Consider the following 12944-nt stretch of genomic DNA (forward strand, 5'->3'; position numbering starts at 1 on the left):
CTATTGAGCGTCAATGAACGCCATGACGGCTTGCTGGAACGCTTCTGGCTGGTCAGCATGTAGCCAGTGGCCGGCGTTTTTGAGCGTTACCACGCGGGCACGGGGCAACACGTCGCGCAACGCAGGTAGCATATCGTCTGCCACGTAGTGGGAATCGCCACCCCGCAACACCAGCGTTGGGCCTTCGTAGGGCTGCTCGCCATCCGGCACGCCAATAATGTCACTATACCCCTGCTTGATATGATCCAGCCCAACGCGTAGCGCCATCACGTTGTCTTCATTGCGTATCAGGTTAGTGGCTAAAAACAAGCGTGTTGGTCGGGAATCGACATGTTCGCCCAGCAGGTTATCGGCTTCACGACGGTTTTTGGGCTGCCCTTGGCGCACGTTATCCAGCGCGGCAAACACATCATCGTGACCGTGCTCGTAAGCCACGGGAGCGATATCGGCCACCATTAATGATGCCACTCGCTCAGGCGCCAAGCGCGCCAAACTGATCGCCACCTTGCCGCCCATGGAGTGGCCAAGCACATGCGCGCGCTCAATCGAGAGCTTATCCATTAGCGCAAGCACATCATCCACCATAGTGGCGTAACGCATTCCCTCGGCATGGGGGGAGCGACCATGGTTGCGTAGGTCAAGCGCAATCACTCGGCGGCTACGCTGCCATACTTTTAAATGCGAACGCCAGTTATCAGCACTCCCCAGCAAGCCATGTATCACGACTAGCGGCGCGGCATCCGTCGCGGCATCGTCGGCGGGCATATCGATAAAGTGCAAATCAACAGTGGCAACGTTCATCTGCTTGCTCCTAAGCCTTGGCGATTATGGTGGACTTTATACGATTAGGCCGTATGGGGTGCAGTATCCACTTGACCTGTCCAGACCACTAAACGGCGCGTCAGCCAGGCTAGCAACAAACCATACAGCGGCAGGAAGAACAGCAGACTAATGGCGAGTTTGATCGCATAGTCCACGGCGGCAATTTCCATCCAATTGGCGGCCATAAACGGGTCTGGGCTGTTATAGAACGCCGCCGAGAAGAATGCAAAGGTATCCGCCAGATTACCCAGCACCGTCGAACAAACAGGCGCCACCCACCAGGCCCACTGGCGCAAGCGGTCAAACACCTGAACATCCAGTAATTGACCAATCACATACGCCAAGAAGCTGGCGAGCGCAATGCGGGCGACAAACAGGTTCCACTCCGAAAGCGCTTCAACCCCGGCAAAACTGCCGCGGGGAAACACTACCGACACCACATAGGAGACCAGCAGCGCAGGTAGCATAACGCGCAGAATAATCGATCGAGCCGGCCCTTTACCAAACAGGCGAACCGTTAGGTCGGTGGCTAAAAAGATAAACGGGAAGCTAAACGCGCCCCAGGTGGTATGAAAGCCAAACAGCGTAAACGGCAGCTGAACAAGATAGTTACTGGCGGCAATAATGCCAATATGAAAAGCCACCATTACCAGTAGGCAACGGCGGTGCTGAGTCTCACTCAATGCAAACATGCGGATCGACCTTTTTTTAACAGATAAGAGGGGTTAGGGAACCCTCGAGGTAGTAAGCACATCGCTAAATCAGTTTTAACTAGCGAACGCTATTCTGGGGAGCGCATTATACGGCTTCTGCAGGGTATTAAAAGTCAGGCTATTAAAAGTTAGAGCATAAAAAAGCCGAAAGATGAAAGCCGCCCTCACTATCGGGCGACTTGTGCTTTCGATTCGTTAATCCAGCGGCGTGGCTTTGTCTGCAGCGCCTATTGAGCGTTCGCGCATGGCGGCATGAACATCCGCTAGGCTAGTGGGGTCATCAATAGTGGAAGGAATACTAAACTCTTTACCATCGGCAATCGTGCGCAACAGCTTGCGTAAAATCTTGCCCGAGCGGGTTTTGGGCAAGCGGTCGACCACTAACACCTGCTTGAAGCAGGCAATCGGACCAATATGCTCGCGAACCCGCGCAATCAGTTCAGCCTCCAGCGTCGCTTCATCGCCATCAAAACCATCTTTAGGAATCACTAGGCCGATCGGCAGCTGCCCTTTCAGGTCATCATGAATCCCAATGACCGCGCATTCGGCAACGGCAGGATGCGCACCGACTACTTCTTCCATTTCACCGGTCGAGAGTCTATGCCCTGCCACGTTAATGACATCATCGGTGCGGCCCATAATGAAGAGATAGCCCTGCTCATCAAAATAACCGCCATCCCCGGTTAAATAGTAGCCGGGGAACGCCGCCATATAAGCGCAATGGAAGCGCTTCTCGTCGCGCCACACGCCGGTCAGGCAACCGGGCGGCATGGGCTGCTTGATGACCACACTGCCCTGCTCCATGGGTTTAGCCTGCTCACCATCACGGTTGAGCACCTGAACATTGAAGCCTGGAACGGGGAACGTCGCCGATCCCGCTTTGGTCGGCATCGGTTCGATACCTGGCAAGTTAGCCGCGATGGGCCAGCCGGTTTCGGTCTGCCACCAGTGGTCGATCACCGGCACGTCAAGAAGATCATCCAACCAATGAAATGTAGGTGGGTCGAGCCGCTCACCGGCCACATACAGATGTTTAAGGCTGCTAATGTCGTAGTTCTGCAGTAGTTTGGCATCAGGATCCTCTTTCTTAATCGCGCGAAACGCCGTGGGCGCGGTAAAGAAACTCTTCACCCGATACTCCTCTATCAAGCGCCAGAAGCTGCCCGCATCGGGTGTTTTGACCGGTTTGCCTTCGTATACCACGCTGGTGCAGCCCAGCAACAAGGGGGCGTAAACAATATAAGAGTGCCCGACTACCCAACCCACATCAGACGCGGTGAAGAACACCTCGCCTGGTTCCATGGCGTAGATCGCTTGCATTGAGTAAGCCAATGCCACCGCATAACCACCCGTGTCGCGCATAACACCTTTGGGCTTACCGGTGGTGCCAGAGGTGTAGAGAATATACAGCGGGTCGGTGCCCTTCACGGGCACGCAGTCGGCAAACGGCGCCTTAGCGACCAGTGTTTCCCAATCATGATCGTTTGCCCCCAGCGCTGCATGGTGCGCTTCACGCTGATAAACCACACAGGCATCCGGTTTATGGGCGCTTAACGCAATGGCTTGATCCACCATCGGTTTATACGGCAGCACTTTGCCTAGTTCGATGCCACAAGACGCAGCCACCACCACTTTGGGCTCGGCGTCTTCAATGCGTGCTGCCAGTTCGTGAGGCGCAAAACCACCAAACACCACCGAGTGGATGGCCCCTAGCCGGGCACAGGCGTACATAGCCACCAGCGCTTCGGGGATCATTGGCATGTAAATCACCACACGATCACCCTTCTCCACCCCTAACTGCGTCAACGCCCCCGCAAAGTAAGCCACTTTGTCGCGCATATCCCGGTAGCTAATGGTGAGCTTGGCCTGGGCGGCGGGCGAATCCCAGAAAATCGCAGCCTGATCACCGCGGCCATTTTCAACGTGGTAATCAAGTGCAGCGTAGCAAAGGTTCATTTCACCATCGCTAAACCATCGCGCATGCTGCTGCTCATCGTAGCTGAGGATGGTTTGAGGTGGCGTATACCAAGGAATTCGTTTGGCTTGCTCGGCCCAGAACGTTTCTGGATGTTCTATCGACTGCTGAAAGGTATGTTGGTAGTGGCTCATGGTGTCTCTGTCTTTATTGTAATGACGATACAAGATAATTGTTGACACTGTACAAAGTAAATCGCCGTCTCACCCTGATACTATGGGCTAAAAAGCGACTAAAGTAGCAACCCGACCAATAGCATTGTCGACAAGAAAGTAGCTTCCTGCCTACCATTGATTAATCGTTAAACAACGGCTTGGACAAAACTCACTAAATTAATGATCATTGAACAACTTGATCCTCGCGACGCGATGATGCCAATACAACGTATAACAATGCTCATAAAAACGCTGAAGTAACAGTGTAGGCAAGGAGATCATTATGTCTGCTTCTACAAGCGCCGCTACACGTCTGCTTGAACATAACTGTCGCGCTATTGAGGCAGGGACTAACCTGCTAAAAGCGCTGGCCAATGAAAAACGCCTGCAAATACTCTGCCTACTTGCCGAAAAAGAGTTGTCAGTGACGCAGATTAACCAACAACTTGCATTAAGCCAGTCGGCGCTTTCACAACACTTAGCCATTTTGAGACGTGATGAACTCGTCGATACCCGGCGGGAGTCACAAACTATCTATTACTCGCTGAGCAGTGAGAGCGCCAAGGCAGTGATTGCTACCTTGGCACACCACTACGCAGCATAAGGCGCTTTATACTTTTCAACATCGCTAATAGTGATACAAGAACCATAGCTATTAACCACAGCTATTAACCACAGCTCAGAACGATGCTCAGCGCCGTTGCCAACCAGCGGCGTCGATCAAGCCAAGCGCTTTGAGGGCTGCTTTTTCAACGCCTTCCGAAACTGCCAAACCAAGTTTACGAGTCACTGTTTTAGGGGGCTTGACTGTAAAGACACGCGCCTCGGCCATACGCTCAACCAGATAAGCTTCGCTGGTACCCACACTGTCAACAAGCAGCTGGGGCAAGGCCTCGCTGCCGTACCAAATCTCACCTGTCGCAATCGTTTCAATGTCCATGGCGGGACGCCGCTCAGCCACATAGCTTTTGAATAAGTGGTGAGTATTCTCTAAATCTTCGAGGAACTTTGCTTTTCCCTCTTCGGTATTTTCACCCAACACGGTCAAGGTTCGTTTGTATTTACCGGCGGTCAGGAGCTCCACGTCAATATCGTGGCGTTTTAGCAAGCGATGAATATTAGGCACTTGCGCTACCACGCCAATAGAGCCGATCACAGCGAAGGGGGCTGCCTTAATATGCTGGGCGGTACAGGCCATCAGGTAGCCACCGCTCGCTGCCACCTTATCAATACATACGGTGGTAGTGAGCCCTGCCGTACGCAAGCGGTCTAACTGTGCGGCTGCCAACCCATAAGCGTGTACCAGGCCACCGGCAGATTCGAGGCGAATCACCACCTCGTCATTTTCGGCGGCGACATCAATAATAGCGGATACTTCCTGACCAAAGCGCTCAGTTTGCGATGCCTTCAGGTCACCGTGGAAATCGAGCACCCAAACCCGTGGTTCATGGGTAGTATCATGGTTAGCTTTTTGCGCTTTATGGCGTTTTTTATCTTCGTTGCGGAACGCCTTTAGCAGCTTTTTGCGGGCACCTGGTAACGTGGACGTCAACCGCAGACGACGACCGCGCCGGCGACGCTGCTCATTCAGGGGCTCAATGTGAAGTTTTAAGTCGCTCTCTTTGTCTTGTTTCGTTCGCGCCATCAAAAGCAAACCAATGCCTATCAGCAACATAACGATGGTGGTTTGCACGACAAACGTACCTATTTCCGCTATCCATTCATTCATTGACGTTCTCCATTGGTAAGCTTGAGTCTTTTAGGGTGGGCGCTCTGCGCCGATAAGATGTTGCGGGGTTTGACCACGACGCTTGATTGAAACGCGTGTATGAAATAATCTCGCTCGCCATCACGATTGTTTCTTTGGGCTATTATCGCTAGCCTGAGTCTGATTTACCTAATTGAGAGAAATGTTATGTCTAACAACACCCTTGAGAAGTTGAAAGCGCGCTTTAATCCTGAAGCGGCAAAGGGCATGAACGAAGTGTTCCAGTTCCACTTCTCTGACGCGGGTAGCTACTACTTAAATATCCAAGATGGCACGCTGGATGTGCAAGAGGGTGAACACAATGATCCTTCCGTTAGCTTAAGCCTAACGACTGACACGCTAAAAGGCATCATGAGTGGCGATATCAATGGCATGACGGCATTTATGACCGGCAAGCTAAAAGCAACCGGCAATGTCATGCTGGCCACCAAGCTGACCAGCCTATTCCCTAGCGAGTAATGACATATCGGCACGCGGCGCCGTCTAGCGCCAGCGTGCCAAATGAGTTTCGATTAGTTCGCGTGAAATTGAGTAAGGTGGCGGTAGCGATGGTAGCTGGCGAGGTGAAAACCATGCAGCATCGCTGATCTCTACCCCGTCAATGCGAATACGCCGGGTTGTCGCTTCAGCGAAGTAGCCAAACATCAGCGAATGGGGAAACGGCCAAGCCTGGCTCTGGTGGTAACGCAGTTGGTCAATATGCACGCCCACTTCCTCAAACACCTCCCGGTGAACGGCCTCTTCGGCGGACTCGCCCGGCTCAATAAATCCGGCCAAGGTTGAATAACGGCCTGGCGGAAAACGCGGGCTACGCGCCAGCAGCATCGCCTCACCGCTAGTCACCAGCGTAATAATGCAGGGCGAAATACGCGGATAATTGCGGTGCCCGCAGGCATCGCAATGCATTGCAAATTCGGCGGTAAGCTTGGTAGCGGGAGCGCCACAGCGCCCACAGAAACGGTGATTCTCCAACCAGGCACCCACCTGCAACGCCGTTGAAAGCAGGCTGAACCAGGCGGTAGAAAGCTCGCTCATCCACTGCCGACCATCGATCCAGCCACTTTCCGCCCGGGACTCAACCAACAGTGCGACCGGCTCATCATCCCAATAACACAGCGGCTGCATCTGTTCTGTCCAGGGCTGAAAGGGTTGTAGCGGAGTCAGCTCCTCGCTACCACTTAGCGGTGCAGGCGCCAGCATGCTGCGCGACAAACGAATAACCCGCCCGGCCTGTTCATGATGGGGAATTTCTCGCCTAAGCATCGCTTGCCATACCTTCAAACCAATTCAACTGATGCGCTTCACACTTGGCTTTATGGGCCACCTGCTCCTCGTCGGTTGGGCGCACGACGCGCAACTGACCTGGAGTAAGCGTCATACGTTGAATCGACAGACCTTCACTGGAGGTATCCGCCTGCTCCTGTTCTGCTGCAGAGGCCGCGTCTAACGTCAGTGCGGTTTGCCCGCCGGTCATCGCCAAATAAACTTCAGCGAGAATTTCAGAGTCTAATAGCGCGCCGTGCAGTACGCGGTGGCCATTATCGATATCATAACGTTTGCATAATGCATCAAGACTATTGCGCTGGCCGGGGTGCATGGCCCGAGCCATCGTCAGGGTATCTAATACCGCGCAGTGATCGCGCACCGGCCCCAATGCGGGAGCTTTACGCTGCTGATTAAGCATACCCAGTTCGTGGTCGATAAAGCCCACATCGAAGGGGGCGTTATGAATCACCAGCTCGGCGCCTTCAATAAAGGCCCAAAATTCGTCGGCTATTTTCGCGAACACCGGCTCATTGGCGACTCTAGCGTCATCAATCCCGTGGACGGCAACGACTTCTGCATCGATATGGCGTTCAGGGTTGATGTACTGATGGTAGGTGCGGCCAGTAAAACGGCGGTTGACCATCTCAATCGCGCCAATTTCTACTAAGCGATGACCATCTTTTGGGTCGATACCCGTGGTTTCAGTATCTAGGATCACCTGGCGCATCATGCTCTCCTCTTGTGATGCTCATCAATGGCTTCATTGGCTAACGCGTCAGCGCGCTCATTCCCGGGATGGCCGCTGTGCCCTTTCACCCAGTGCCATTCTATGGTGTGTCGCTGGGTCTCTTCGTGCAGGGTTTTCCACAACTCAGCATTTTTGACGGGTTGCTTGGCGGCGGTTTTCCAGCCGCGCTTTAACCAGTTATGAATCCACTGGGTTATGCCCTGTCGGACATATTGTGAATCGGTCCATAGCGCGACTTCACAGGGCGTGTTTAGCGTTCGCAGGGCCATGATCGCAGCCATCAACTCCATACGGTTATTAGTGGTATCTGATTCATAGCCTTTCAAGGTTTTCTCATGCTGGCCGCTCGCCAGCACCACACCCCATCCGCCGGGGCCTGGGTTGCCCCGACAAGCCCCATCGGTATACACCGTTACCCGAGGCAGTTGCCCGGCAGCCTCTTTAGTCAATTTCTTGATCCTTTGGTTGATGCGTCTGAGCTTGTATTGGGAGCTCTTGATAGGATTGATAGTGAGCCGATGAACCTGAGCGGGTAACGCCTAATGAAGCGGGAGACGTAGGCGCTTTTAAACCAAACTTCAGGCGTTGCACTGGCGCTTGGCGTTGACGCCTTCGGGCTTGAATCATATAGCTCTCGCCTAGCGGTAGGTTATGCCTACGCCCCAGCGACTCCCAATATTCACCGCATTTAGCACTCGTCCGTCCACGAAAACAGCAATAGTCTACGCGCTCCACCTCGAAGTCGACAAACGCCAACCAGTCGCGCAGGCGGCTAACAGAGCGCCAAGTGCCATCCCAGGGGAACTGCTGTTGGCGTTTTCGCCATTGGCGGGCAAGGCCTCCGACACCGATCGGATTAAAACCAAACAGTACCAATATCCCATTGTCGGCGGTGACCCGCGCGGCTTCCTGAAGCGCGAAATGGGCGTCGGTTAAATACTCCAGCCAGTGATGAATAACCATGACATCTAAGCAGCGATCCGGCAGCGCTAACTGATCCGGCGGGCATATCAAGGTGCTCTCGTTCTCAGCCATTGGCCTTGTGGGTGACCAGCGAATGGAATGAGGGATCGCCGACATGGTCATTAAAGCTGGCCCCATGCTCAATTCCAAACTGTGGCCGCCCACGCGCGATTCCACCACGGGACCTAAACAGGCACGTTGTGTTTCCCATAGCGAGCGCCCGGCCTCTGATTGCCAATACGGTTGGCAACTTATTAAGCGCTTGGCGAGTGTCGTGGCCGTTGTCGAATTTGACATGAACAGCGCTTCCCTCCACAGTAACGGCTTTTCAACGCCTTGGTTACACCGATTTAGCGCCACTTTTTAATTAAGTTAAGAAGCGCAATGTTTTGCGTGTTTACGCATGTTGGTTACTGAATTCTGTATTTTCGCAATTTAAAGGATCTCGCCGATGATGAGCGTGACACCGATCCCAGCTCTAAGCGACAACTATATTTGGCTATTAAGACAAGATACCAGCCAAAGCGTTTGCGTGGTGGATCCAGGTGAAGCGGCCCCTGTGATCGAGTTTCTTGAGCGTGAGTCGTTAACGCTAAAATCCATCCTTATTACGCATCACCACCATGATCATACGGGTGGTTTAGCTGAATTAATTAAACGCTACTCCCCTCACGTTATCGGCCCAGCCAACCCCAACATTGAAGGGATTGACGAGACCGTTGGCGACGGCGATGAAGTCCGCATTATGGGCCGTTTATTCGACGTAATAGCGACACCGGGCCATACACTGGATCATATCAGCTACTTCACAGCGGGTATCCCTGCCCTTCTGTTTTGCGGTGACACTCTTTTTTGCGCTGGTTGTGGCCGTTTATTTGAAGGCACCCCAGAGCAAATGTTTGCCGCGTTGAACAAATTTGCGGAACTACCTGAAGATACACTGGTCTTTGCAGCCCATGAGTATACGCAAGCGAACCTGACGTTTGCTCGTGCTGCGGACCCTGAAAACGAAGACGTTAAACACGCCTTGCAGGAGTGTGAAAAGGCGCGGGCATTGGATCGCCCCACCTTACCCAGCACGATAGGACGCGAGCTGAAAATTAATCCCTACTTGCGCGTGGGCACAGATAGCGTGCGCCAAGCAGCAGGTACTCAGGGTGTTAATGATACTGATCTCGCTACGTTTACCACTCTGCGCGAGTGGAAGAACCGTTTTTAAGAACGCTATCGAAACCAAACGAATGCAACTATGACCTATCGAACGATTCGCCAGCGCTTGATGCTGAGCGCTGGCAGTACCGTAATTATGGGCCTAATGTTAGCCGCTGCGGCAAGCTCACAAGCCTCTGCTCCAGCCTATGAAACCACCGCAAGTGCGACAACAGCCTTACCTAACGGTGTTACCAGTACGTCGCCAACCGATACAAAGCCCTATCCTACGCCTTTCCAAACCCATTTTTGGGAGGCGCTAGAGCTTGAACCCCAGAATGCCTGGACGACTCTGCGTAAAAGCTTCCAGTGGCAAGAGAAAACATTGCCAGTAGAAGCTCAAGCTCGAGTGGATGAATGGATTGAGCACTACCGTTCCAGCCCTGAAAACATTGCCACGATCACCGAACGCGCCACCCCCTGGCTTGCCTGGATTACTCAGCAAGTCAGTGAGCGCGGCCTACCTGGTGAAATCGCGTTAATTCCGTTTGTCGAAAGCTCTTTCGACCCAGGTGCACGAAGTCACCGCGGGGCGGCAGGTCTTTGGCAATTTATGCCTGGGACCGGCGACGCATTGGGGTTAGTGCGTAATGGTAATTACGATGGTCGTCTGGATGTTCTAGCCTCTACCGAGGCCGCGCTGGACTATCTGGAAATGCAGGCCGACCAGTGGTACGAGGGCGACCTCATGCTTTCTCTGGCCGCTTATAATGCAGGCGCTGGCACCGTCAATCGCGCCCAGCGTCAGATACAGAGTCAAGGGTTAAGTGGAGACTATTGGGACCTGTCCCTGCCCTACGAAACCATGCAGTACGTTCCCAAGTTGAAGGCAATCGCTACGATCATTAACGATCCTGAAAAATACGGTGTGAGCTTGCCTGAGATTCACATCGACCCCGCCTTCGCAAAAGTTCAGTTGGCCCACGCAGTGAGTCTGTCTGAAGCCTCGCAAATGCTGGATGTCAGCAAAATGGCACTGGCTGAGTTGAATCCGGGTTTACTGAATGGCAGCATCGATCCACGCAGCGCACAGACACTGCTGGTACCCGAAGAAGTGGATAAACAAGTGCTGGCTCAATTATCACAGGGCAATAGTCAGGCACAGGGCAATAGCCAAGCGCTTGCGCAAAATAACAGCGCAGATACGCACCGCGTTGAAAGGGGCGATAGCCTCTCAGCGATTGCGGCCCGCTATAATATTGATCAACAAGACCTGATACGCTGGAATTCGATTGACCGCCCCAGCGCTTTACAACCGGGGCAGTTACTGACACTTTCAGGGCGTTGAATCCGGGTTTACTAGTTGGCTTTGTTCACATGGGATGTCACCAATGCCGCGAGGTCTGTTTTTTGCGAAAGCATTTCTACTTATCAGTGGCTTGCTAATAAATGTATCGATACTGGCGTCAGAAGCAACGCCCCCTATCGATTCTTCCCAACGACCTGCCGGCAACAACGTGGTGGGCGATTTAAATACGGATGCCAACAACGTAGTGCCGGTTAAAACAGTTCACGGGTTATCACTTTACGATAGCCCCGAGCTACCGGCAGACTTCCCCTACTTCCCCCATGTAAACCCAAAAGCCCCCAAAGGCGGCACCATTACCTATACCGCCGTGGGGGGCAGCTTCGATTCAACGAATCCGTTTATTATTCGTGGCACACCGGCCACCGGCGTTTCGCAAATTTATGACACCTTGATGGCCAGCAATCCCAATGAGCCCTTTAGCCTGTATGGTTTATTGGCTGAAGGCGTGCGCCTGGACCCCGACCGGGAATGGATTGAGTTTGACCTTCGCCCTGAAGCACGCTTTCAGGACGGCGAACCCGTCACCGCCTACGATGTGGTGTTCTCACTTAACCTCCTCCGGGAAGAGGGCAATCCGTTTTATGCCAGCTATTATGCGGGTGTGAGCGAAGTGATCGCCCTCAACGAACATCAAGTGCGCTTTACCTTCAGCGATACCGATTCCCGAGAACTGCCGCTAATCGTTGCTCAACTGCCTATTCTCCCACGCCACTACTGGGAGCCACGCGAGTTCACATCGCCTACCCTGGCGGCTCACCCCGGCTCCGGCCCCTACCTCATCAGTGAGGTTGACCCAGGCAGGCGAATTGTTTACCAGCGGGATGAGGATTATTGGGGAAAAAACTTGCCGGTGAATGTTGGCCGCTACAACATTGACCGCATCGTTTACGACTACTATCGTGACCGCGATATCGCCTGGGAAGCCTTCAAAGCGGGCCTGACAGATTTTCGTACGGATGCCCGCGCGGCCACCTGGGCGATTGGCTACGACTTTCCTGCCTATGAAGAGGGCTTGGTGAAGCGGCTGACGGTACCTGACGTCAACCCATCCATGATGCAGGCCTTTGTACTCAACCTCCGCAAAGAGAAGTTTCAAGACCCACGGGTACGCGAAGCGTTAAGCCTTACCTTCGATTTTCCTTGGCTCAACACCAATATTTTCTACGATACCTACCGGCGTACCGAAAGCTTTTTCCAGAACTCGGAGATGGAGGCCACCGGACTACCTTCGGAAGAAGAGCTGGCGCTACTCGAACCGTTTAGGGAAGTGTTAATCGCTTCCCATGGGTCTGACCGCCTGTTCACCGAACCGCTGCCCATTGACCAACCCCTCAACCTGCGTGAGCGTCTACGCAAGGCACTGGCGCTTTTGCGCGACGCGGGCTATCGCGTTGAAGAGGGAGTACTGGTCAACCAAGCCACCGGTCAGCCACTCAGCCTTGAAGTGCTGCTCTACGATTCGGGTCTTGAGCGAGTGGTTCAACCCATGCTGCGTAACATGGCCCGCCTAGGGGTGCAGACCTCGCTGCGCATCGTTGATATCAATCAATATTTAAACCGGCAGCGCAATTACGACTATGACATAGTAATTAGCCATTTCCCCCAGTCGAACAACCCGGGTAATGAGCAGCGCGACTTCTGGACCAGCGACGCCGCCGAGGCGCCGCAAAGCCGCAACCGGATGGCGCTCGCCCACCCAGCGGTCGATGCGCTGGTGGAAGCGATCATTAGTGCCGATGGTCGTGAGGAACTGGATACCGCCACGCGGGCGCTGGATCGGGTGCTGCGCTGGGGGTTTTACGTCATTCCTCACTACCACTCCGGCGAAACCCGCATTGCGATCTGGGACAAGTTTGGCTATCCCGAGCCCTTTCCGGAGTATGCGATGGATCTGGATGCATGGTGGGTGGATACCGAGCGTGAAGCAGAACTGCAGCGCCAGCGCCGCTGAGACTGGCTTTATTACAGCGACTTATTCGCAACGGCTTATCCTCAACGGTTTCATCGTTATAAACC

The 12944-nt window shown here is 53.6% G+C and carries 13 protein-coding genes; 5 read left to right on the top strand and 8 right to left on the bottom strand.

Going from position 1 to position 12944, the window contains the following annotated elements; translation table 11 throughout:
* The 3 genes from Q3Y66_RS10070 to Q3Y66_RS10080 form a co-directional block, all read right to left on the bottom strand.
* Complete coding sequence (locus Q3Y66_RS10070; protein WP_303319477.1) at positions 1–801, bottom strand: alpha/beta fold hydrolase; 801 nt, start codon at positions 799–801, stop codon at positions 1–3.
* Positions 802–845: 44 nt separating this feature from the next.
* A complete protein-coding gene (locus Q3Y66_RS10075) occupies positions 846–1514 on the bottom strand; it encodes a 7-cyano-7-deazaguanine/7-aminomethyl-7-deazaguanine transporter (RefSeq protein ID WP_008956927.1) in 669 nt (222 codons plus the stop codon).
* 216 nt (positions 1515–1730) lie between these two features.
* Positions 1731–3644 (bottom strand): propionyl-CoA synthetase, encoded by a 1914-nt coding sequence (locus Q3Y66_RS10080; RefSeq protein WP_008956926.1) that lies wholly within the window; start codon positions 3642–3644, stop codon positions 1731–1733.
* Between the two features lie 304 nt (positions 3645–3948).
* Here Q3Y66_RS10080 and Q3Y66_RS10085 point away from each other — a divergent pair, with 304 nt between their 5' ends.
* Entirely contained in the window at positions 3949–4269 is a 321-nt protein-coding gene (locus Q3Y66_RS10085; RefSeq protein ID WP_008956925.1) for a metalloregulator ArsR/SmtB family transcription factor, read from the top strand.
* Positions 4270–4356: 87 nt separating this feature from the next.
* Here Q3Y66_RS10085 and sohB read toward each other — a convergent pair whose 3' ends face one another.
* On the bottom strand, positions 4357–5394 hold the full coding sequence (gene sohB, locus Q3Y66_RS10090; protein ID WP_303319478.1) for a protease SohB: 1038 nt from the start codon (positions 5392–5394) through the stop codon (positions 4357–4359).
* Positions 5395–5580: 186 nt separating this feature from the next.
* Between sohB and Q3Y66_RS10095 the strand changes: the two genes are divergently transcribed.
* A complete protein-coding gene (locus tag Q3Y66_RS10095; RefSeq protein ID WP_008956923.1) occupies positions 5581–5892 on the top strand; it encodes an SCP2 sterol-binding domain-containing protein in 312 nt (103 codons plus the stop codon).
* Positions 5893–5916: 24 nt separating this feature from the next.
* On the opposite strand, the gene nudC is transcribed toward Q3Y66_RS10095, so the two are convergent.
* From nudC to Q3Y66_RS10115, 4 genes are read right to left on the bottom strand one after another with little or no spacing between them, the layout of a single operon-like run.
* The gene (nudC, locus tag Q3Y66_RS10100) at positions 5917–6696 is read right to left on the bottom strand and encodes an NAD(+) diphosphatase (RefSeq protein ID WP_008956922.1); all 780 of its coding nucleotides are present in this window, start codon (positions 6694–6696) and stop codon (positions 5917–5919) included.
* Entirely contained in the window at positions 6689–7426 is a 738-nt protein-coding gene (dnaQ, locus tag Q3Y66_RS10105) for a DNA polymerase III subunit epsilon (protein WP_008956921.1), read from the bottom strand. The genes nudC and dnaQ overlap by 8 nt, the downstream gene beginning before the upstream one ends.
* Positions 7426–7896, bottom strand: coding sequence for a ribonuclease HI (gene rnhA / locus Q3Y66_RS10110; protein WP_008956920.1), 471 nt, complete (start codon positions 7894–7896; stop codon positions 7426–7428). Before rnhA ends, dnaQ begins: the two co-directional genes overlap by 1 nt.
* Entirely contained in the window at positions 7889–8707 is an 819-nt protein-coding gene (locus Q3Y66_RS10115) for a class I SAM-dependent methyltransferase (protein ID WP_035586338.1), read from the bottom strand. The genes rnhA and Q3Y66_RS10115 overlap by 8 nt, the downstream gene beginning before the upstream one ends.
* A 154-nt stretch (positions 8708–8861) precedes the next feature.
* On the opposite strand from Q3Y66_RS10115, the gene gloB reads away from it, so the two are divergent.
* The 3 genes from gloB to Q3Y66_RS10130 are packed head-to-tail and all read left to right on the top strand — an operon-like array spanning position 8862 to position 12879.
* Entirely contained in the window at positions 8862–9629 is a 768-nt protein-coding gene (gloB, locus tag Q3Y66_RS10120; protein ID WP_008956917.1) for a hydroxyacylglutathione hydrolase, read from the top strand.
* Positions 9630–9659: 30 nt separating this feature from the next.
* Entirely contained in the window at positions 9660–10907 is a 1248-nt protein-coding gene (locus Q3Y66_RS10125; protein ID WP_008956916.1) for a transglycosylase SLT domain-containing protein, read from the top strand.
* A 43-nt stretch (positions 10908–10950) separates the two neighbouring features.
* Entirely contained in the window at positions 10951–12879 is a 1929-nt protein-coding gene (locus Q3Y66_RS10130) for an extracellular solute-binding protein (protein ID WP_008956915.1), read from the top strand.
* The last annotated feature ends 65 nt before the right edge of the window (positions 12880–12944 follow it).

Source organism: Halomonas sp. HAL1, assembly GCF_030544485.1.
In the GTDB taxonomy this organism is placed as follows: domain Bacteria; phylum Pseudomonadota; class Gammaproteobacteria; order Pseudomonadales; family Halomonadaceae; genus Vreelandella; species Vreelandella arctica.

Bases quoted from the DNA above. Each gene is read 5' to 3' on its own strand.
- Q3Y66_RS10070 (WP_303319477.1), bottom strand. From the start codon at position 801: ATGAACGTTGCCACTGTTGATTTGCACTTTATCGATATGCCCGCCGAC.
- Q3Y66_RS10085 (WP_008956925.1), top strand. From the start codon at position 3,949: ATGTCTGCTTCTACAAGCGCCGCTACACGTCTGCTTGAACATAACTGT.
- Q3Y66_RS10125 (WP_008956916.1), top strand. From the start codon at position 9,660: ATGACCTATCGAACGATTCGCCAGCGCTTGATGCTGAGCGCTGGCAGT.
- Q3Y66_RS10080 (WP_008956926.1), bottom strand. From the start codon at position 3,644: ATGAGCCACTACCAACATACCTTTCAGCAGTCGATAGAACATCCAGAA.
- Q3Y66_RS10095 (WP_008956923.1), top strand. From the start codon at position 5,581: ATGTCTAACAACACCCTTGAGAAGTTGAAAGCGCGCTTTAATCCTGAA.
- Q3Y66_RS10075 (WP_008956927.1), bottom strand. From the start codon at position 1,514: ATGTTTGCATTGAGTGAGACTCAGCACCGCCGTTGCCTACTGGTAATG.
- nudC (WP_008956922.1), bottom strand. From the start codon at position 6,696: ATGCTTAGGCGAGAAATTCCCCATCATGAACAGGCCGGGCGGGTTATT.
- gloB (WP_008956917.1), top strand. From the start codon at position 8,862: ATGATGAGCGTGACACCGATCCCAGCTCTAAGCGACAACTATATTTGG.
- sohB (WP_303319478.1), bottom strand. From the start codon at position 5,394: ATGAATGAATGGATAGCGGAAATAGGTACGTTTGTCGTGCAAACCACC.
- Q3Y66_RS10130 (WP_008956915.1), top strand. From the start codon at position 10,951: ATGCCGCGAGGTCTGTTTTTTGCGAAAGCATTTCTACTTATCAGTGGC.
- Q3Y66_RS10115 (WP_035586338.1), bottom strand. From the start codon at position 8,707: ATGTCAAATTCGACAACGGCCACGACACTCGCCAAGCGCTTAATAAGT.
- dnaQ (WP_008956921.1), bottom strand. From the start codon at position 7,426: ATGCGCCAGGTGATCCTAGATACTGAAACCACGGGTATCGACCCAAAA.